Raw genomic sequence first — 19426 nt, 5'->3', positions numbered from 1 at the left:
TCCGCTCGTATCCTGGACAGGCAGAATGGACAAATTAGTAAAAGAAGCGATCGAGAAAGAAGCCACTTTGGCGACAAGAAGACATTTCTTGCAGTCGCTGGGTACGGGTATAGGCTCCCTGGCCTTCGGTTCTGCCCTTTGGAATTGTTCATCCCCCATCAAAACCCAACAGGCGTCTACCCGCATTCCGCCCCATTTTGCTAAAGCGAAATCAGTCATATTTTTACACATGGCTGGTGCGCCATCACAACTTGAATTATTCGACTATAAGCCTATTTTAGCAAAATTTGACGGCAAGGAATGCCCGAAAGAATTGCTCGAAGGAAAAAAATTCGCCTTTATTCGAGGCGTCCCTAACTTATTAGGGCCTAAAGCTAATTTCCTCCAACGTGGGGCTGCCGGACATTGGATTTCCGATCACATGCCGCATTTAGCCACGCAAGCTGACAAGATCACCTTCTTAAAAGGAATGTATACGGATCAATTTAACCATGCGCCGGCACAATTGCTAATGCATACCGGTTCCGCGCGGCTGGGACGGCCGTCATTAGGCTCCTGGGTTTCGTATGGTCTGGGGTCCGAAAACGAAAACCTTCCCTCTTTCATGGTACTTGCCTCCGGGGGTAAAAATCCCGATGCAGGAAAGTCTGCTTGGGGAAGTGGGTTCCTTCCTTCGGTTTACCAAGGAGTGCAATGCCGCTCGGAAGGAGAGCCTGTGCTCTTTATCAAGAATCCGGAGGGCGTAACGACCGATATCCGCAAGGCAAGTATCGACGCCATCAATGCCGTAAACGAAGAAACTTTCACGGAATTTGGAGATCCAGAAACAGTTGCTCGAATTGCACAATATGAGATGGCCTATAAAATGCAAAGTTCGGTGCCAGACGTGATGGATATAAGTAAGGAGCCGGAATACATTCATCAATTATACGGAACCAATCCGGGCAAAGAATCTTTTGCGAATAACTGTTTGCTCGCTAGAAAAATGGTCGAAAAAGGGGTTCGATTTGTACAGCTTTTCGATTGGGGTTGGGACGCACATGGTACGGGGAAAAATGAATCGGTGGATTTTGGCTTACATCAAAAATGCCTGCAAACTGATCGAGCCGTTTCAGCCTTATTGATAGATTTAGAACAGAGGGGGTTATTAGAGGAGACGTTGGTTGTATGGGGTGGCGAATTTGGTCGTACTCCGATGCAAGAAAACCGCGAAGGCAAGAAACAAAATTATTTTGGACGTGATCACCATACGGAAGCATTCACGATCTGGTTAGCCGGTGGCGGAATAAAACCCGGTATGTCTTTGGGCGAAACGGATGATTTAGGGTATGCTACGGTCAGTGGGAAAACTTCCATTTATGACCTGCAGGCTACTATTTTGCATTGTTTGGGGATCAATCATGAAGAATTTACCTTCCCATTCCAAGGCCGAAATTTCCGCTTAACCGATGTGTATGGGAAAGTAATTAAACCGATTTTAGCCTAGGTAATGAAAAGAATTCTGCTTTTTCTGGGCCTTTGCATCATGGGAATCTCCGCCTACTACGTTTCGAGCAAACAACAGAAGGTAGATTATAGCACCCAAATCAAACCCATCCTGAATAAAAATTGCATCTCCTGCCACGGAGGTGTTAAAAAACAAGGCGGTTTTAGTTTACTATTTCAGGAAGAGGCATTAGGGAAAACGAAATCTGGAAAGCCCGCCATCGTTCCAGGTCATCCGGAACTATCTTCTTTTATTCAGCGACTCCATAGTGAAGATCCGGAAGAAAAAATGCCTTATCAGCGTCCAGCCCTTTCAACAGAGGAAATCAATTTATTGACCACTTGGGTTAAAGAGGGCGCTAATTGGGGAGAGCATTGGGCATATCAAGCGGTAGAAGATCCGCGCATTCCGACGGGGAATTGGTGGGAAAAAGCATTGAGTTGGATGGGAATTTCGAGTGGCTGGGCAAAAAATGACTTGGACTATTTCGTGCAAGCTGAGCAAAAAAATCACGGCCTTTCACCTGCGGAAACGGCTGAAAAAACGGATCTTTTAAGACGCCTATATTTAGACTTAACTGGGCTTCCGCCTACGGCTGCAGACTACCTCGAATTTGAGAAAGATGCAACAGATCAGGCTTACGAAAAGCAGGTGGATAAGCTCTTGAAATCCCCTCATTTTGGGGAAAAATGGGCGGCCATGTGGATGGATTTAGCGCGCTATGCGGATACGAAGGGATATGAAAAAGATGAGGCGCGGAGTATTTGGAAATACCGGGATTATATCATCGCATCGTTCAATCAAAACAAGCCTTATGATCAATTTATTAAGGAGCAATTAGCGGGGGATTTATTACCAAATCCCACAGAAAACGACTACGTCGCTACTGCTTTTCACCGCAATACCACGAACAATGATGAGGGCGGTACGGAGGATGAAGAGTTTCGGACGGCGGCCATTCTAGATCGGGTAAATACGACTTGGGAGGTCCTTCAGGGCACGAGTTTTGGCTGTGTACAATGTCATTCTCATCCCTATGACCCCATCCGCCACGATGAATATTACCGGTATATGGCTTTCTTCAATAACGCCCGCGACGAAGATGTGCCCGATGATTCTCCCACGTACAAACACTATAAACCGGAAGACGAAAAAACGATCGCGCGGTTAAAAACATTTCTACAAAATCAGCCGATGGCATCCCAAAAAGCTTGGGGAAATATGATCCGTTTTGTCGAGCCTAAAATTCATCCACATTGGGCGGACCAATTTGACAACGGAGCTTTAGCAGATAATAAATATTTAGCCATTCGACATAAGGGTTCCGCCCGCTTCAAGGCTGTTCCTATGATGGGGAAAACAAAGCTCTTAATTGCTTGCCGAAACTCCGGTCCTGCCCCTACAATTTTGAACATTCACCAAGGCACAAAAACAGGCCCGATCATCGCGCGCATAAAATTAGACACGACGCTACAAGAAAAATATGCTGCGCCAAAAGGCCGCTGGGTAAAAGGTTGGGCATATACCTTTGTTACCATCCCCTCCTTACCCGGAAAGCAGGACCTTGTTTGGGAATTTATCAATGCGAAAGTGAAGCCGGATCAAACAACGGCAACCATTGGATTTTGGGCTTTACTGCCGGAAGTTCCGGCGCAACTTATGTCCACCGAATTTGAAAATCTAGCCATTCAGGCCATCGCCTCCGAACCTGAAATGACTACACCGGTTATGCTAGAAAATCCAGCAGACTATGCCCGAACTACGCGGGTGTTTACGCGCGGTTCTTGGTTAAATCCGGGAGGTGCCGTTCAGCCAGGAATTCCGGCACTTTTTAAAAGTGCGGCGGTAAGTAATCGCTTGGATTTAGCGAATTGGATTGGAAGCAAAAGCAATCCATTAACCGCCCGGGTAGCGGTGAATCGATTCTGGGAACAATTATTTGGAATCGGTATTGTGGAAACGTTGGAAGATCTGGGAAGCCAAGGATTGTCCCCTGCAAATCAAGACTTGTTAGATCATTTGGCTTATAAATTTCAGGTTGATTTTAAATACCGCCCTAAAGAATTTTTGAAGTACCTTGTGATGTCCGCCAGCTACCAGCAGTCGTCCATTGTGGACGAAAAGACGCGGGAAAAAGATCCGAATAATCGCTACCTCGCTAGAGGCCCGCGCATTCGCTTAAGCCCAGAGCAACTCCGAGATCAAGTGTTGGTTTGGTCTGGTTTATTGAATCCAAAGCTGGGGGGTCCAAGTGTCATGCCCGAACAACCGGAAGGTATTTGGAACGCTCCTTATAGCGGAATGCAATGGGAAAAAAGTAGTGGCGAAGAACAGTGGAGAAGATCTCTTTATACCTATTGGCGCCGCAGCAGCCCTTACCCGACGATGGTCACTTTTGATGCGGGAACGCGCGATATTTGTCTTTCTAGGCGCATACGCACGAACACACCCATGCAAGCTTTGAATATCTTGAATGACCCGGTATTCTTAGAGGCGTCCCAATTTTTTGCGCGCAAATACCCGGAGAGTGGTCTTGAATTTATTCAAAAAGGATATGCCGATTTATTTGGCAAAAAAATAGCACCTAAAAAGGCTGAAACTTTGAATGCTTTTTATACGAAAACCTTACAGTATTACCGATCTCACTCGCAAGAAACTCTGGCCTTTTTAAAGCTTTGTCCGGATAACGATGTTCCCCTTAATCCGGCTATTTTAGTGGCCAAAACCTTAGTTGCCAATGCCCTATTCAATATTGATGAAAGCGTGAATAAACCTTAATAAAAATGAAAGAACCTATACACCGCAGAGACTTTTTAAAAACCAGTTCCGCACTTATCGGCACCTCTTTGCTAACGAACAATACTATGAAAAAAATCGCACCTAAAGCGGGGGAAATTACCCTCGGTCATGGATCATTCACGTACAAAGTGGTCCCTAATTGGGGTATTTTAGACGCTGGGAAAAATCCAGTCAACGACTGCCACGAAATGGTGGAAGATGCGAAAGGACGACTTTTTTTACTAACAAATGAAGTCAAAAACAACGTCCTCATCTACGACAAATCGGGCAAGCTACTGGACTCCTGGGGAAATTCGTATCCGGGTGCGCATGGCTTAACCATTTTAAATGAGGGCGGAGAACAGTTCTTATTAATTTGTGATAACACCCGCCACCAGGTCATCAAAACCGATTTGAAAGGTCGCGAGATTTTCAAAATTGACTACCCAAAAGAGACGGGAGTTTACGATCATCCACATCAATTTGTGCCTACAGAAACAGCCGTGAATCCAAAGAACGGTGACATCTATGTGGCCGATGGATACGGAGCAAATTACGTTATTCAATACGATTCGAAAGGTAAGTACATCCGTCATTTTGGTGGCTATACCTCTGTCTATGACGACAATAAATTCAATTGCTGCCACGGCGTTTTAGTCGATACGCGCGACCCCAATAACTGGACTTTATTAGTAACAGATCGCGTGAACAACAGCTTGAAAAGATTCACGTTGGACGGGAAATTCATCACGCGTTATCACTATCCAGGTTCGTTTATTTGTCGTCCTGTCTTGCATGGAGACTACATCCTAGCGGCTTGTTTCCGTAGCACGGATGCCTCGTGGGCGGGTTCAGGATACCTACAGATTTTGGATAAAAATATGAAAGTCGTTTCGACGCCGGGTGGTTCGGAACCGATTTATAAAAATGGCGTTTTGCAAAAGCAGGTCAAAGACGACGAACACAAAGTGTTCATCCATCCACACGATGTATATGCAGATTCCGATGAAAATATCTATGTGCCGCAGTGGGCGTCGGGGAAAACTTATCCGATCAAATTAGAACGAATTGGCTAAATGATACTAGTAGAGGCGGGCCAGTCGTGGCTCCTGTTTTGGGGACATTTTCATCCGATGCTGGTGCATTTGCCCATCGGGATGTTTTTCATTGCGGGGATTTTGCATTTTTTCTATGCACAAAAGCAGACCGAAGCCAGGCCCGTGGTGGTGCGCATTTTAATCTGGACCTCCGCATTTTCGGTTCTTTCCGCAGCCATGGGTTGGTCGCTAGCGCAATCAGGCGAATACGACCGAGCGACCTTACAAATTCACCAATGGCTTGGCGTGAGTACCTGCGTGTTGTCTTCGGGTTTAGCTTACGCGATGCGCTCAGGAATGCCGAGCCGGCTAACGAATATCCTATTTATCCTCGGCCTAACTTGCCTCACCATCACCGGCCATTATGGAGGAAATCTAACGCATGGATCAGATTATTTAACGGCTAGTTTGCCTGCTTCGGCGCATAAAATAATGGGGATAGAAAAACAGGAAAAAGAGATCCCCAAAATCACCAACCTACCAGAGGCCGTCGTTTATACGCAACTCGTCAAACCTCTTCTCGATCAACGCTGCGTTTCCTGCCACAACGCAGAAAAACAGAAAGGGAAGCTTCGCTTAGATACACCCGAATTTATCTTAGCCGGCGGAGAAGAGGGGCCCGTTTTAGCTGCTGGAAAACCGGGAGAAAGCGAACTAATTAAACGACTTTTGCTGGAAGCTAGCGATGAACACCACATGCCCCCTAAAGGGAAAACCCCGCTAACAGAAAATGAAATAACCTTACTGCATTGGTGGGTACAAAATGGCGCAGACTTTACTAAAAAAGTGTCCCAATTACGGGCAGATGAAAAGATAAAGACCGTTCTAAAAACTTATACGCAAGTGGAAGTCGTGCAGGAGTCCCCCGTATTTAAATTATCGATAGATGCCGCGGACGAAGCAGACCTAGCGATCCTAAGAAAGCATGGATTAGTAGCAAACCCCATAGCTAAAGACCAGCCCTTTATAGAAATTAATGCCATTAATGCACCGCTCATTTCAACGAAGGAATTAGCGGATTTAAATCGTATAAAAGAGCAAATCGTCCACTTGAAATTAGGCAATACGCAAGTGGGTATGGAATTTATGAAGGAAATAGCAGGCATGCCTTTACTCATAACACTCGATCTACATCATACGAAAATAACAGACCCAGGTCTCGAATCATTAAAAAGTCTCGCCTACTTAGAGTCGCTTAATCTTGTGGGAACGCAAATCGGTGACCAAGGGCTACCGACTCTCGCGAAAATTAAATCACTGAAAAGTATCTATTTGTGGCAAACCCGTGTAACTGAAAAAGGACTGAAGCAACTCAGAAAAATGCGCCCTGATGTAGTTATTCAATCGGGATTTAAAGGCCGATGGCCTTTGGAGATCGATAGCACTCAGGTGGCCCTCAACAAATAGCGATTTTCAAAGAAAAAATTTAATCGTATATTGCCCTATTAGTTTAGAAAACTATGACAATACAGAACAAGCGATTTTGGCTGCTACTAGTCCTAGCTATCGGGAGTATATTTGCGTACACGCAATGTTCAGATACCCAAGCACAAGACACGTCCATGCCGGATGTGATTGACTATAATTACCATATACGCCCTATCCTTTCTGATCGTTGCTTTAAATGCCACGGGCCTGATGCGAATAAGCGTAAATCAAACATGCGTTTAGATACCCCGGAAGGGGCTTATGCTGCGTTTAAAGACAATCCTTCGATGCACGCCATTGTTCCAGGCCACCCGGAATCTTCGGATGCTTTCCAGCGTTTGATCACAAAAGATACCTCGCTTCGCATGCCTACGATGAGCTCACATCTAACGGTAACATCGCATGAAATTGATTTGATCGAAAAATGGATCAAGCAAGGTGCCGTTTACAAGCCCCACTGGGCTTTTATTAAGCCGGTAAAGTCAGAATTACCAAAGGCAGATGAAGATTGGGTTCGCAATCCGATCGACTTTTTTGTCTATGCAAAAATGACGGAGAAGTCGCTTGAGCCTAGTCCAGAAGCAGGGAAAGAACAGCTATTAAAACGGGTGGCCCTGGATTTAACAGGTTTGCCGCCTAGCCTCGAGATGCAGGATCGTTTTCTGAAAGATGATAGCCCGCAAGCCTATGAAAAGATGGTTAATGAGTTGCTGGGCAGTAAGCATTATGGCGAAAAAATGTCCGTTACCTGGCTGGATTTAGCCCGTTATGCGGATTCTCATGGGTACCAGGACGATGGCCTTAGAACGATGTGGCCGTGGCGGGACTGGGTGATTCATGCCTTTAATTCGAATTATTCGTATGCGAAATTTGCCTCTTGGCAATTAGCCGGGGATTTAATGCCTCGTCCTACTAAGGAGATGATGTTAGCCACGGGTTTTAACCGCAATCATAAAATCACCCAAGAAGGTGGCGTTATCGATGAGGAATACCGCGTGGAATATGTGAATGATCGAACGAATACTTTTTCCAAATCTTTCCTCGCACTCACCTTCGAATGCGCGCGCTGCCACGACCATAAATACGATCCGATATCCCAAAAAGATTATTACAGCACCTATGCTTTCTTTAATCAGGTGCCTGAAAAAGGATTGTTTGGGACGATAGATGCCTCCTTCGCCGATCCTCCGAATATGTCCATCTCCACAAAAGATGTGCAATCGATTTTGAAGTTTATCCACAAAAAAGACACCGCCGCGGTGGATGTCATGGTGATGACAGATTCTGTTCGCTGGAGGCCTACCTATGTCCTTTCGAGAGGAAATTATGATATGCATGGGCCAGAAGTTCAGGCAGGTATTCCCAAAAGTATCCTTCCTTTCAGCCCCGCCAAATACAGTCAAAATAGACTCGGACTAGCCCGCTGGCTGTTAGATCCTGCTAACCCATTGACTTCTCGCGTATTCGTGAACCGGATGTGGGGGCAATTTTTTGGGAGGGGCATCGTGAAAACATTGGGGGATTTTGGCATGCAAGGCGAACTTCCGACTCACCCTGAATTATTGGATTGGCTAGCGGTTGATTTCCAAACACACGGCTGGAATATCAAACGTTTGGTAAAACAAATCGTTATGTCAGCGACTTACCGACAAGCTTCAGCGGTCACTACGGCAGCCCAAAAAGTGGATCCAGAAAATATCTATTTATCGCGCATGTCTCGCATTCGCATTCCGGCGGAACAAATCCGCGATCAAGTATTAGCCTCCGCAGGCATATTAAATCAGGAAATCGGTGGGCCTAGCGTGAAGACCTACCAGCCCAAAGGGCTTTGGGAAGTAGCCACCTCCGGCCGCGGATCGTTGATGAATTATATTCAAGATCATAACCAAGATTTGTATCGTCGCGGGATGTATGTCTTTATTAAAAGAACTGTACCGCCGCCTACGATGTTGATTTTCGACGCGAGTAATCGAGATCAATGCGAAGTCCAAAGAGGTCGAACGAATACTCCCTTGCAGGCTTTGGTCATGATGAATGATCCCCATGTGCTAGAAAGTTCCCGCGTTTTAGCGAGTCGAATCTCACATGAAAAGGGAACTATGGAAGAGAAATTAACGAGGGCATTTAGACGAATTGTTTGCCGTGCCCCGAAAGAAAAGGAGCTAACCATGCTGCTAAACTATTATAAGGCCGAGCAGGAATCTTGTGTGAAGAACCCTAAAAAAGTCCAGAAATTGATGAAAATAGGGGAATACAAACAGGACAAAGCTGCAGTTACCGGATCTACAGCGGCGATGATGCTGACAATTCAATTAATCTTTAACCTAGAGGAGGCCATCATGCGCGTGTAATATGGAAAACGAATTCTTCAAAAATCGATTGAACGTTACGCGCCGACACTTCTTCGGGCAGGCGGCGGCTGGCATAGGCGGATTAGCGCTGGGCTCCCTGTTAGTTCCTGAACTTTTCAAAGGGGATGCTGCGGGAGAATCTTTGCCTTTAGGTGTTGCCCATTTCGCCCCTAAAGCGAAGCGGGTTATTTACTTATGCCAAAACGGAGCCCCCTCCCAATATGAAAGTTTCGATTTCAAGCCCACCCTAAATAAAATGGCTGGGCAAGAATTGCCTGATTCCATTCGGGGTGGACAAAGGTTGACTGGAATGACCGCATCGCAAGATAAATTCCCACTAGTCGGTTCGTATTATAACTTCAAGCAATACGGCAAATCAGGCACCTATATCAGCGATTTATTCCCACATATTGGCTCCGTGGCGGATGACATTTGCGTGATTCGCACCATGAATACCGATGCCATTAACCACGATCCCGCTTTAACCTTTTTACAAACAGGGGCACAAGTAGGTAACCGCCCGAGTATGGGCGCTTGGATGTCTTATGGCTTAGGCAGTGAGAATAAAAACTTGCCCGCTTTTTGTGTGTTGCTTTCGCGAGGACGCGGAAATGGACAGGGGGTTTATTCGAAGCTTTGGACGAATGGATTCTTAGATTCTACCCATCAAGGAGTCGTATTTAGCAGTTCTGAAGATCCGATTCTCTATTTAAATGATTCCGATGGCATCGATAAAGCGGGCAGACGACGTATGCTCGATCAGTTAGCTGAATTAAATCACGAGGGATTTGCGGAGAACAAGGACCCGGAAGTGGAGGCCAAAGTACAGCAATATGAAATGGCTTACCGCATGCAAACCGCGGTTCCAGAATTAACTGATTTATCCAAAGAGCCGGATCACATTATCAAAATGTACGGGCCAGAATGCTTAGTTCCGGGGACCTATGAAGCTAACGTTTTGCTAGCTCGTAAATTATCCGAATCAGGTGTTCGCTTCGTCCAAATCTACCACCAAGGTTGGGATTCGCACGGAAACTTGCCTAAAGAAATGGCGATGCAGGCACAAGATGTGGACCGATCTTCCGCAGCATTAATTACGGACTTAAAACAACGCGGTTTATTAGATGAAACGTTGGTGATTTGGGGAGGCGAATTTGGTCGAACTAATTATTGCCAAGGACAATATACCGTAGATAATTATGGTCGCGATCACCACCCGCGTGCCTACAGTATTTTCATGGCCGGCGGCGGGGTAAAGGCGGGATCGGTGTATGGAGAAACAGACGAATTAGGATATAATGTGGTGAAAGACCCGGTACATATCCATGATTTCCATGCGACTGTGCAGCATTTGATGGGGATTAACCACGAACAATTAACCTTTAAACATTTAGGCCGGCGCTACCGATTAACGGATATTGCGGGGAATGTTATACCAGGATTAATCGCGTAATGGGTAAGATCGAGAAAATAGGAAATATGATTTTGTGGGGCCTGCAAGGCTTCCTCGTTTTCCTGTTGATTTTTCAATCGAGTTTTGCTTTGCCGCTAACAGGAATCGGCCACCTTCATCCCTTAATTTTACACTTACCCATCGGATTTGGCGTCTTATTGTTGGCCTTATTCGGTATCAAAAAACAGCTTTTGTCTTTTGAGGTTTTAGCGGAATCTTTACTTTTATTGACTGCGATTTTCTCTACCATGACGGCCATTTTTGGTTTGTTTTTAGCCAAAGAAGGAGGCTACGAAACCTCTGCCTTAGACTGGCATCAATGGTCTGGCGTGGCGGTCTCGTTTGTATATTTTGTTTGGGTTTTAGCGCGCAGGAATCTACTCGTGGGCGCTGCATTAGGATTCATTGCGTTAATCTTTGCGGGACACACCGGAGCGAGTATTACGCACGGAGAAGATTACTTGCGCTTTGGTTCGAAAGAGGTTGAAATCACCGCCGAAACAGTAGTATTTAACGACATCGTCCAACCCATTTTAAAGGCTAAATGTGAGTCATGTCATAACGATCAAAAAACGAAAGGCGCGCTCAAAATGAATAGCATTGCGAACCTGATGAAGGGCGGAAAACATGGCGCCATTTGGAAGGCTGGCGATGCACTAAATAGTCACTTAATTCAGCGCATTAAACTCCCGATGAACGCGAAAGAGCACATGCCTCCACTAGGTAAAGCGCAATTAACTCCGGATGAAATTACAATATTGACTTTATGGGTAAAGGAAGGGGCTTCTTTCGAACAGAAATTAGGTCAGTATAGTCTTGATTTTCAAAAGCTGGTTCAACCTGCAGCTTTGACAACAAGCTCGAAAGAATACGATTTCTCTGCCGCTTCCGAATCTGAAATCGCCTCGGTAAACACGCCCTATTGCACCGTTTATCCGATCGCTTATGAATCTCCAGCATTACAGGCAGATTTTTATGTGGCGGCAAAATTTGACCCAAAAACACTATCTGATTTATCCCAGGTGAGCGAGCAATTAGTAGGATTGCAACTTTCTAAAATGCCCATCACTAACGAGTCGCTAGGTCTTCTTTCGAAGTTCGCAAACTTAGAAAAATTAAACCTAAATTTCACATCCATCGATTACGCGGGAATCCCTCAATTAGCTGGCTTAAATCACTTAGAGCAACTGTCTATTTCTGGAACGAAAATAGGCCTGTCAGGGATTTCCAAACTCCTTCCTAAGCTTCCCGCTTTAAAAGAAATTCACCTGTGGAATACCGGACTTTCGGCGGCTAATTTAGCTAGATTACAAAAGCAGTTTCCTAAAATAAAATTCGATGCAGGCTACCTTCCGAAAGAGGAAACCTTGCAAATAAATCCGCCTATTTTAGTGAATGAAAATCTAATTTTAAGGCCGAACGAAAAGCTAAATTTCAAGCATACGTTACGAGACGTAATTTTCCGCTACACGGTAAACGACTCCATTCCAGACTCGCTTTCTTTACTAAAGACGTCAGGTCCGGTGGCGATAAATCAATTTACTAAAGTCCGCATTCTTGCCACCAAACCCGGCTGGCTCGCCAGCAATCCCATCGACATGCGCGTGTACAAATCAAATTTTATTCCGGCGCGCATCGATCTGCTATCTTCCTCGGATCCTAAGTATCCGGCAGCAGGTGCGGCGAGTTTGATGGACTTTATTTTAGGCGCTCGGGAAGTGAAAGGAGTTTCGAATTATTCTTGGCTCGGTTTTAAAGAAACTGACTTGGATGCTGTCGCCACTTTTGCAAAGCCCGCACCCATCCATGGTATAACTCTTTCCTATTTAGAGAAGACCGATTCGGATGTGTTTCCTCCGGTAAAGGTGGAAGTTTGGGCGGGGGACTCGCCGGATAAAATGAAACTAGTCACCAGTGTAAAACCGCTTCAGCCTAAAGAAAAAAATGGCTATTCTCCCCGCGGCATCAACATCCCTATCGCAGGAGCCCCGGCTAAATATTACCGAGTGAAAGCAGAACGACTAAAAAGACTCCCCGCTTTTGTGGATAACAAAGGGAAGGGTGCTTGGTTACGGGTGGACGAGTTGCTCTTCTACTAATTCCCGTTCCAGCCATCGATGAAGCCTATCGTAGCATCTGAACTTCCTACTTCATACCCAAACAATCCAGCGACGACTGCTAGGTGAAAAATAAGTACTCCCTTTTGCCACATGGGACGCTCTTTCCAAGGTTGTTCCGTATCAAATGGGTCAAAAATCAACACAAAAGACGTCTATGGTAATTTATTTGGCCTAAATGATACGCCAAATGTGTCTCCAAATGAATGAAAATATAGGAGACTGTTTTCTCTTCTTCGAAGATTTTAATCGGATAAATACTTCCCAAATTTTCTTCTGGGAACTCCCGCAAAACACGTAATACAATGGGATGAATTTCATCCAGCATCGACAATAGCTTAACTCGAGAAATCCCCGTCGTAGAAAACTCAAGAGGTCGATCTCGAACATAGCCCGTTTTCGCATATACCGCACCGAAAAATGTATTCAAATTCCCCATCAAATGCAGAAACACATTCCCCCCCGGATTATTTATCCCCGGTGCTATTTTCCAAATGGATGCTTCATCCGAATAGGATTCAATTTCAATACGCAGCGCCTTTAGGTCGCGGTCGTACAAAGGGATTAGGGAGTTTAGGAGCTTCTCACCTGATTTTAATGATTCGATCGATTCATCTAAGCGCTGTTGATTTTTGCGCGATGATAATTCATGTTGCGTACTTTTTAGCGAATTATATTCCTCTAATGACATAATCACTACCCCCGTATCTTTCCCACGATTAATTATAAGCGTATCAAAGCTTTCGGTTACCTGATCGAAGTAGCTTTTAATGTCTTTTCTAAAATCTGAAAGAGTCGTTGTTAACATGTTGTACAATTTTATGTACAAATATATGTACATAATTTTACAAAACCAAAAATTTGTCTCTTTGCCATTGTTTAAACACATTTTGTCAACACCTGAAAATCGCTCCTACACGCGCGGCGAAATAATAGAAACACCGCAAACATTCATTATTTTTTTTATATTTACCTAAACTATTAAACCTGAATATGAAAAATCTATTCGCCGGAATCATCTTCTTATTGATTCCAATTCTGGGATTTTCACAAACCAAAATCACTCCAGAAAATGCCTTAAAAAGCTATTTAACCAATGGCGACGCGACCTACTCCTGGGAAATAAAAGATTCCACCAGCATGGGAAGCACAAAAGCCTACCAGGTCTTACTAAGCTCCCAAAAGTGGCGCGGTATCAAATGGACACACCAGCTCACCATTATCGTCCCGGGAACCGTCCAATATGACGGCGCGCTATTTTTTATCGACGGAGGAAGCAACAAGGATGAGCTGCCAAACTGGAGCAAAGACAGTCGCCTTTGGCCTGTCTTAGGTACAATCGCCATCAAAAATAAAGCGGTAGTCGCGATTATAAGACAAGTCCCAAATCAACCCTTTTTTGACGGTAAAACGGAAGATGAATTAATCACCTATACCCTACATGAATTCCGAAAAGACAAGGATTATTCATGGCCCTTATTGTTCCCCATGGTGAAATCTGCCGTGAAAGGAATGGATGCAGTACAAGAATTCGTGGCACAAAAGACTCAGCATAAAATCAACAATTTTGTCATTTCGGGAGCTTCTAAACGCGGTTGGACAACTTGGCTTTCGAGTGCGATTGATGACAAGCGCGTGAAGGCGATTGGGCCTATGGTGATTGATATGTTGAACATGCCGAAAACCCTAAGCTATCAATTTGAAACCTATGGCGAATACAGTGATCAGATAGAGGATTATGTCAAAATTGGCATCCCGCAAAGCACGGAATCTCCAGATGGGAAGGCCATCACCGCCATGGTTGACCCTTATTCCTATCGGACAAAGCTTACCGTTCCTAAGATGATTTTTGTGGCGACAAATGATCCATATTGGACGGCGGATGCTATTAAGCATTATTTTGGCCAAATTCCTGGTAAAAACTTAATCCATTATGTGCCAAACGCTGGGCACGATTTAGCCGGCGGGAAACAGGCACTGGAAGGATTGAGCTCCTTCTTTGGCCTGACTTTACAAAACAAAGAATATCCAGTAAGCACCTGGAATGTGGAAAAAGGAAAGGACGGATTTGAATTAACGGTGCAAGCAAAACCAGAGGAATTAGTGGAAGCGGCAATATGGGCGACCACCTCCGCGGATCGCGATTTCCGCAATAATTTATGGCTAACACGCCGCGTGAAATTAGAAGGATCAACGGCAAAATACACCATCCCCTATGTAAAGAAAGGCTTCCAAGCTTTCTACATGGATCTTAAATACAAAGATCCGAACGGCGGTACTTATACGGTCAGTACCCGTATATTTACGACGGATACAACGAATGTATTATAAAAAAGGGGGGCAATGAAAGCCCCCCGTTTTAATTCAAACCCTAAACAAAGAACTTATTTCTTTTGTGATGCAGCAACCTCCGCATATAAAACTGCTGGGTCAAAGTAGCGGTATTCAGCTACTATTTTATCCCCTTCCCAAATAAAGGCAAGGTGCAATGGTGCCGAAATAGAGGCGTTTGTAAACTTTCCTTTACCCGTCCACATACACCAAACTCCGGTATGAACTCTTCCATCAGCAAAAACGAAAGTCTTAATGTTATCCGTCGTTACTTTGATATCTGTGAAAAAATCATGATTCATACGCTCATTCGCAGCAAAACCCGCACGTCCACCAGGATTTGGCTTCGTTTGTCCATTCTCTTGGTTAGCGGCCATTTGATCATAAATTTTAACCGTATCCACATAGATTTCATAAATCTTGGTTGAATCGTTTTTCATGTAGGCTTCCAAGGCCTCCCTTACTTTTTGAGACTTTTCATTTTGTGAAGAAAATGTTCCCGTATCTGGATCAGATGACGAAGCGTCAGCCTTTTTTGTTTCTGGTGCATTACAAGCAAACATCGTTGCCATGACCATCAGGGGTAGTAGTAATTTTTTCATAATAAATAGTAAATTTAGAATAGTTTAGTTTCCCAAATATAAGTATCATATTGAAACTTAAAACAAAAGCACAATTATTTTTTTAAAATAATTTCAACAAAAAAGCCCCCGGTAAAATTACCGGAGGCTCTGCATTTTGAAATTCCTGAATCAATTAAAGAACTAGATTTTCTTTAAATTTTCGATAACTACTAGTCATCTCATTGATGTAAGTCTGTTTATCATTTTTAATTGTTGTTTTTACCCCCTTAGTATAGGTATCTCCTAAGTGATCATAAAAAAAATCAGTGGTGAAAATCATGAGTTCAACCATGATGGGAAAAGTCTCTATCCCTTGATCTTCTAATATATAATGAACATTCTTCTTATTTAATACACCTTTTTGCCTATTCACAAATCCCAACGATTCTAATTTTTTAAGTCGATTAGAAAGCATTTTACTGGGCATTAACTCCAGAGCTGTCTTGAATTCATTAAAGGTGGACTTATGGAAAAACATCATATCTCTCAAGATCAATAATGTCCATTTATCCCCTAAAACATCCAAACCTGTTGCTACAGGGCACAGAGATCGAAACATGGCATTTTTATCTTTTTTCATATTGGTCCGCAAAAATACAAAATGATTACTTAAATCCTAGCTTAGCTAAACCTTTGTGACTGACCACTATAGCCTCTAAAGCTGTTTCGTTATAGCAAGCATCTTGCTCTACGAAATAATACTGCATTCCTGACAACTTTTTATTGTCTAAAATACGCTTGAAATCAATTTTTCCGTTGCCTACTGGTGCAAAGCGACCTTGATCATCCATATCCTTTACATGCCAAATTTTAAAGCGACCTGGATAGCGTTTGAAATAAGCAACTGGATCAGCACCTGCTTTCGCTACCCAGTATAAATCCATTTGGAAATTAACATACTTCGGATTGCAATGTTCTAACAAATAATCAATCACAACGGTTCCATCTGCGTCTTTCATAAACTCAAAGTCGTGGTTATGATATAATAACTGCAAACCAGCTGCAGCACATTTCTCGCCTAATTTATCTAAGATTTCTGCCAAATTCTTAGCGCCACCTTTCATGGTCATTTTTCTACCATCATGTCCAAACAATCCCATTGGGGGCACTGGAATAACAAAATAGGTAACCCCTGCCGCCTTTAAATCGGCAATTTGTTGATCAATGTTTTCAAATGTAACCGTTCCTTGGTGTGAAGAAATCGGCGTTAATTTCATCTCATCAAGCAGCGACTTAAAATCCGCCGGAGATAAATTATAGAATTTACCATTACTGTACCCTGCAGATTCAACGTTTACATAACCTGACTGTGCAACTTTAGAAAGAGTGGCGCGCGCATCTTTCATCGCATCGCGGACGGTATATAAAGCTAAACCGCCAAAAGGCTTTTCTGCTTGAAACTCTTTATCTGAAGGTTTGAAGGAGAATAATGACATCGCCATCACGGCGCATATCACAAAAATTGATTTCATTTTCATGGTTAACGTAGTATAAAATTTGTTGAAAATTGAAGTTAATGTATTTTTCCGATAAAATAAGCCCTATTCCTGTAAAAGCAATTTCATATCCTCAATGCACTGATCAGCATCTAGGGGAATCGTTCCATTATAAATCCCGCGAATGCGACCTTTTTGATCCACCAGCACGATGTGCTCGGTGTGTAAAAACTCTTTCGTGTCCTTATTATAGCCTATAGACTCTTCCGCAAAAAAGGACTGGCGGGCGAGGGTATAGATGGATGCTTTGGGACCTGTTAACAAAGACCAATTCGATGAAGAGATCTCGTATTTTTCTCCAAATTTATGCAGCGTCTTCACATCGTCTAACCAGGGCGTGACAGTAAAAGATAAAAGCTGAACTTTTGAATTTGCATGAAAGACTTTTTCGATGCGCTTCATTTGGGAGGTCATGTCTGGACAAATATTACTGCAGCGCGTAAAGATAAAGTTCGCCACATACACTTTCCCCTGTAGGGATTTGCTATCGAACAAGGTGCTGTCCTGATTGTAGAAAGAAAAGGGCTTAATGCGGTGCGTGATTTTCGCCGCAGCCTCCGCCTCGCTCATAAAATAAGGCGTAAAGTCGGGGGTAGTATAATAGGGGATTTTAGAAACCGGAGTTTCCGAACAGGCTATCAAGAAAAGACTAATAAGCCAATAATTTCTCATTGATATTCTTGCAGTTTTTGGTGCCTAATAAGCCGTATCGGCGGCCTTGAATAATGACAAAATTAGAACGGATTTTACCGTTTGCGTGCCACATTTGTTGGACGCCTTCTTCTTGTCCGTTTTTGTAATGAGCGAGGTGAAAAAGTTGTCCATTTTCAGCCCATTCTTTTAGCTCTCCTTCGTAGGCATCATTCGCGGCGACATACTCAAAACGCTTTTTGCCATTCTCCCAAAACGCCGTTTGCAAACCCTGCCTCACCCAGTTTTGGACATGACGAATTTCCATGATCTTACCGGAGGGAAAATACTTTTTTACGACTACGGTTTCCGCTGATTCGCGCAGCGAGCAGCTCCATATAAACAAAAGGAGAAAAGCGTATTTCATTATTGCGAAACCGTTCCAGGTGTACCATAGTAACCGTTCCCATTTAAATAGGGCGCCTCTGTCGTGAAATGGTAATGGTAAATTCCGTTCGGATAATCAACGGTTGCATGCGTATGACCGTGATAGATATCTAAATTTGCATTCGTCACCGCAGATCCAGTTTCCTCTTGTGGACCATATATAGGGAAGCCATCTAACAAGAATCCCATCAGTCCAGATTTAGTAGATTTAACAGTGGTTAAGTGCAAAGGCTCTACGTGGTAATGATATGATCCCGATTGTTGTGGGTGGCCATAAAACTGATCAAAACCAGCCATTTCCCCCTTCAGCTCTTGGTTATTAGGCCCAGCATATTGGTTAAATAAAGGAATGCCATTCAAGGCGACTCCTATTGCGCCTAAAGGGGTGGCACGGTGAGTAGGGTCTACCTTAGGATTAACGGGTATTTTAAAGGTGCCCGATTGCTCGACAATGGAATTGGGATTTTTGGCAAAATTCAAACCGCCAAAAGTCGTACCCGAAAATGCTTCATATAAAGCATTCGTGGTAGCATAATAGGCGCTTTTATGATCAGGCAAACCCTTCGTTTTGATGGTGATATACGTGCCGTCGTTTGTGACGCTCGTGGCACCATAGATTTTCTTATAAATAGCCGGAACTTCCACATTAGCAACAGGTGTGGGCGTGATTGGTGTCACCGAATCAGTCTTAGAACACGAAACGATTAGGGCGCACCCTACAAACGAAATGATAATCCGATTTAGCATATGCATATAAATTTGAATCGTCAAATTAAATAAATCTTGTGCAAAAATTTACAGGAAGTAGACGAAACAATAAGATTTAATGGACGTATAAGGTTGATTTAAAGGATGAAACTAATCCGTGAAATGCGCCACTAAACTCTCCCACTCCTCTTCTGAAGAACACGCCGGTCTTGTTTTCTTCGCGCGCGCATACCAATAATCTGCATTCCAACTATCCCCTTCTTTGCGGTGCAAATAGGCATGTACCCAAGCGGCATCTACGCCAGATAATCCGTCCACAAAATCGTGTGCTCTTTTCCAATCGCCTTTAGCGTCATACCAAAGACTTTTTAGTATAGGAGTTAGCGCCGGATCAGGGGCGTCTAATGCAACGGATTCTCTGAATGATTTACTACTTTTCATAGCGCAAATATGAATATAAAATAGTTATTTCACTGTCATC

At 43.8% G+C, this 19426-nt stretch carries 17 protein-coding genes; 8 read left to right on the top strand and 9 right to left on the bottom strand.

Going from position 1 to position 19426, the window contains the following annotated elements:
- Positions 1 to 25: 25 nt before the first annotated feature.
- The 7 genes from ACST13_RS04665 to ACST13_RS04635 all read left to right on the top strand — a co-directional run bounded on the left by ACST13_RS04665 (position 26) and on the right by ACST13_RS04635 (position 12692).
- Positions 26 to 1486 (top strand): DUF1501 domain-containing protein, encoded by a 1461-nt coding sequence (locus ACST13_RS04665; protein ID WP_459522136.1) that lies wholly within the window; start codon positions 26 to 28, stop codon positions 1484 to 1486.
- 3 nt (positions 1487 to 1489) lie between these two features.
- Positions 1490 to 4264 (top strand): PSD1 and planctomycete cytochrome C domain-containing protein, encoded by a 2775-nt coding sequence (locus ACST13_RS04660; RefSeq protein WP_459522062.1) that lies wholly within the window; start codon positions 1490 to 1492, stop codon positions 4262 to 4264.
- Positions 4265 to 4350: 86 nt separating this feature from the next.
- Positions 4351 to 5340 (top strand): NHL repeat-containing protein, encoded by a 990-nt coding sequence (locus ACST13_RS04655; RefSeq protein ID WP_459522061.1) that lies wholly within the window; start codon positions 4351 to 4353, stop codon positions 5338 to 5340.
- On the top strand, positions 5341 to 6768 hold the full coding sequence (locus tag ACST13_RS04650) for a c-type cytochrome domain-containing protein (protein WP_459522060.1): 1428 nt from the start codon (positions 5341 to 5343) through the stop codon (positions 6766 to 6768).
- Positions 6769 to 6821: 53 nt separating this feature from the next.
- Positions 6822 to 9140: a PSD1 and planctomycete cytochrome C domain-containing protein gene (locus ACST13_RS04645; RefSeq protein ID WP_459522059.1), complete on the top strand. Its 2319-nt coding sequence runs from the start codon at positions 6822 to 6824 to the stop codon at positions 9138 to 9140.
- Between the two features lies 1 nt (position 9141).
- Positions 9142 to 10593 (top strand): DUF1501 domain-containing protein, encoded by a 1452-nt coding sequence (locus tag ACST13_RS04640; RefSeq protein ID WP_459522058.1) that lies wholly within the window; start codon positions 9142 to 9144, stop codon positions 10591 to 10593.
- The gene (locus tag ACST13_RS04635; protein WP_459522057.1) at positions 10593 to 12692 is read left to right on the top strand and encodes a c-type cytochrome domain-containing protein; all 2100 of its coding nucleotides are present in this window, start codon (positions 10593 to 10595) and stop codon (positions 12690 to 12692) included. The genes ACST13_RS04640 and ACST13_RS04635 overlap by 1 nt, the downstream gene beginning before the upstream one ends.
- Here the strand turns inward: ACST13_RS04635 and ACST13_RS04630 are convergent.
- Together ACST13_RS04630 and ACST13_RS04625 are read right to left on the bottom strand one after the other, a co-directional pair.
- Complete coding sequence (locus tag ACST13_RS04630; protein WP_459522056.1) at positions 12689 to 12856, bottom strand: hypothetical protein; 168 nt, start codon at positions 12854 to 12856, stop codon at positions 12689 to 12691. The two genes, ACST13_RS04635 and ACST13_RS04630, sit on opposite strands and share 4 nt — an antisense overlap.
- A complete protein-coding gene (locus ACST13_RS04625) occupies positions 12850 to 13518 on the bottom strand; it encodes a type II toxin-antitoxin system Phd/YefM family antitoxin (RefSeq protein ID WP_459522055.1) in 669 nt (222 codons plus the stop codon). The genes ACST13_RS04630 and ACST13_RS04625 overlap by 7 nt, the downstream gene beginning before the upstream one ends.
- 185 nt (positions 13519 to 13703) lie before the next feature.
- On the opposite strand from ACST13_RS04625, the gene ACST13_RS04620 reads away from it, so the two are divergent.
- Positions 13704 to 15041, top strand: coding sequence for a PhoPQ-activated pathogenicity-related family protein (locus ACST13_RS04620; RefSeq protein WP_459522054.1), 1338 nt, complete (start codon positions 13704 to 13706; stop codon positions 15039 to 15041).
- A 53-nt stretch (positions 15042 to 15094) separates the two neighbouring features.
- On the opposite strand, the gene ACST13_RS04615 is transcribed toward ACST13_RS04620, so the two are convergent.
- The 7 genes from ACST13_RS04615 to ACST13_RS04585 all read right to left on the bottom strand — a co-directional run bounded on the left by ACST13_RS04615 (position 15095) and on the right by ACST13_RS04585 (position 19386).
- A complete protein-coding gene (locus ACST13_RS04615; RefSeq protein WP_459522053.1) occupies positions 15095 to 15643 on the bottom strand; it encodes a nuclear transport factor 2-like protein in 549 nt (182 codons plus the stop codon).
- A gap of 154 nt (positions 15644 to 15797) precedes the next feature.
- Positions 15798 to 16244, bottom strand: coding sequence for a winged helix-turn-helix transcriptional regulator (locus ACST13_RS04610; RefSeq protein WP_459522052.1), 447 nt, complete (start codon positions 16242 to 16244; stop codon positions 15798 to 15800).
- A gap of 25 nt (positions 16245 to 16269) precedes the next feature.
- Positions 16270 to 17136 (bottom strand): sugar phosphate isomerase/epimerase family protein, encoded by an 867-nt coding sequence (locus tag ACST13_RS04605; protein WP_459522051.1) that lies wholly within the window; start codon positions 17134 to 17136, stop codon positions 16270 to 16272.
- A 69-nt stretch (positions 17137 to 17205) separates the two neighbouring features.
- Positions 17206 to 17832 carry an SCO family protein gene (locus ACST13_RS04600; protein ID WP_459522050.1) on the bottom strand — a complete coding sequence of 209 codons (627 nt, stop codon included), beginning with the start codon at positions 17830 to 17832 and terminating at the stop codon, positions 17206 to 17208.
- Positions 17810 to 18217, bottom strand: coding sequence for a toxin-antitoxin system YwqK family antitoxin (locus tag ACST13_RS04595; RefSeq protein ID WP_459522049.1), 408 nt, complete (start codon positions 18215 to 18217; stop codon positions 17810 to 17812). Before ACST13_RS04595 ends, ACST13_RS04600 begins: the two co-directional genes overlap by 23 nt.
- On the bottom strand, positions 18217 to 18990 hold the full coding sequence (locus tag ACST13_RS04590; protein ID WP_459522048.1) for a YHYH protein: 774 nt from the start codon (positions 18988 to 18990) through the stop codon (positions 18217 to 18219). The genes ACST13_RS04595 and ACST13_RS04590 overlap by 1 nt, the downstream gene beginning before the upstream one ends.
- 105 nt (positions 18991 to 19095) lie before the next feature.
- On the bottom strand, positions 19096 to 19386 hold the full coding sequence (locus ACST13_RS04585) for a hypothetical protein (RefSeq protein WP_459522047.1): 291 nt from the start codon (positions 19384 to 19386) through the stop codon (positions 19096 to 19098).
- Positions 19387 to 19426: the final 40 nt, after the last annotated feature.

It is taken from the genome of Aquirufa sp. A-Brett2-W8, assembly GCF_054558755.1.
Note: the sequence above shows the minus strand (reverse complement) of the source record. Positions and strands in the feature narration are given on the sequence as shown.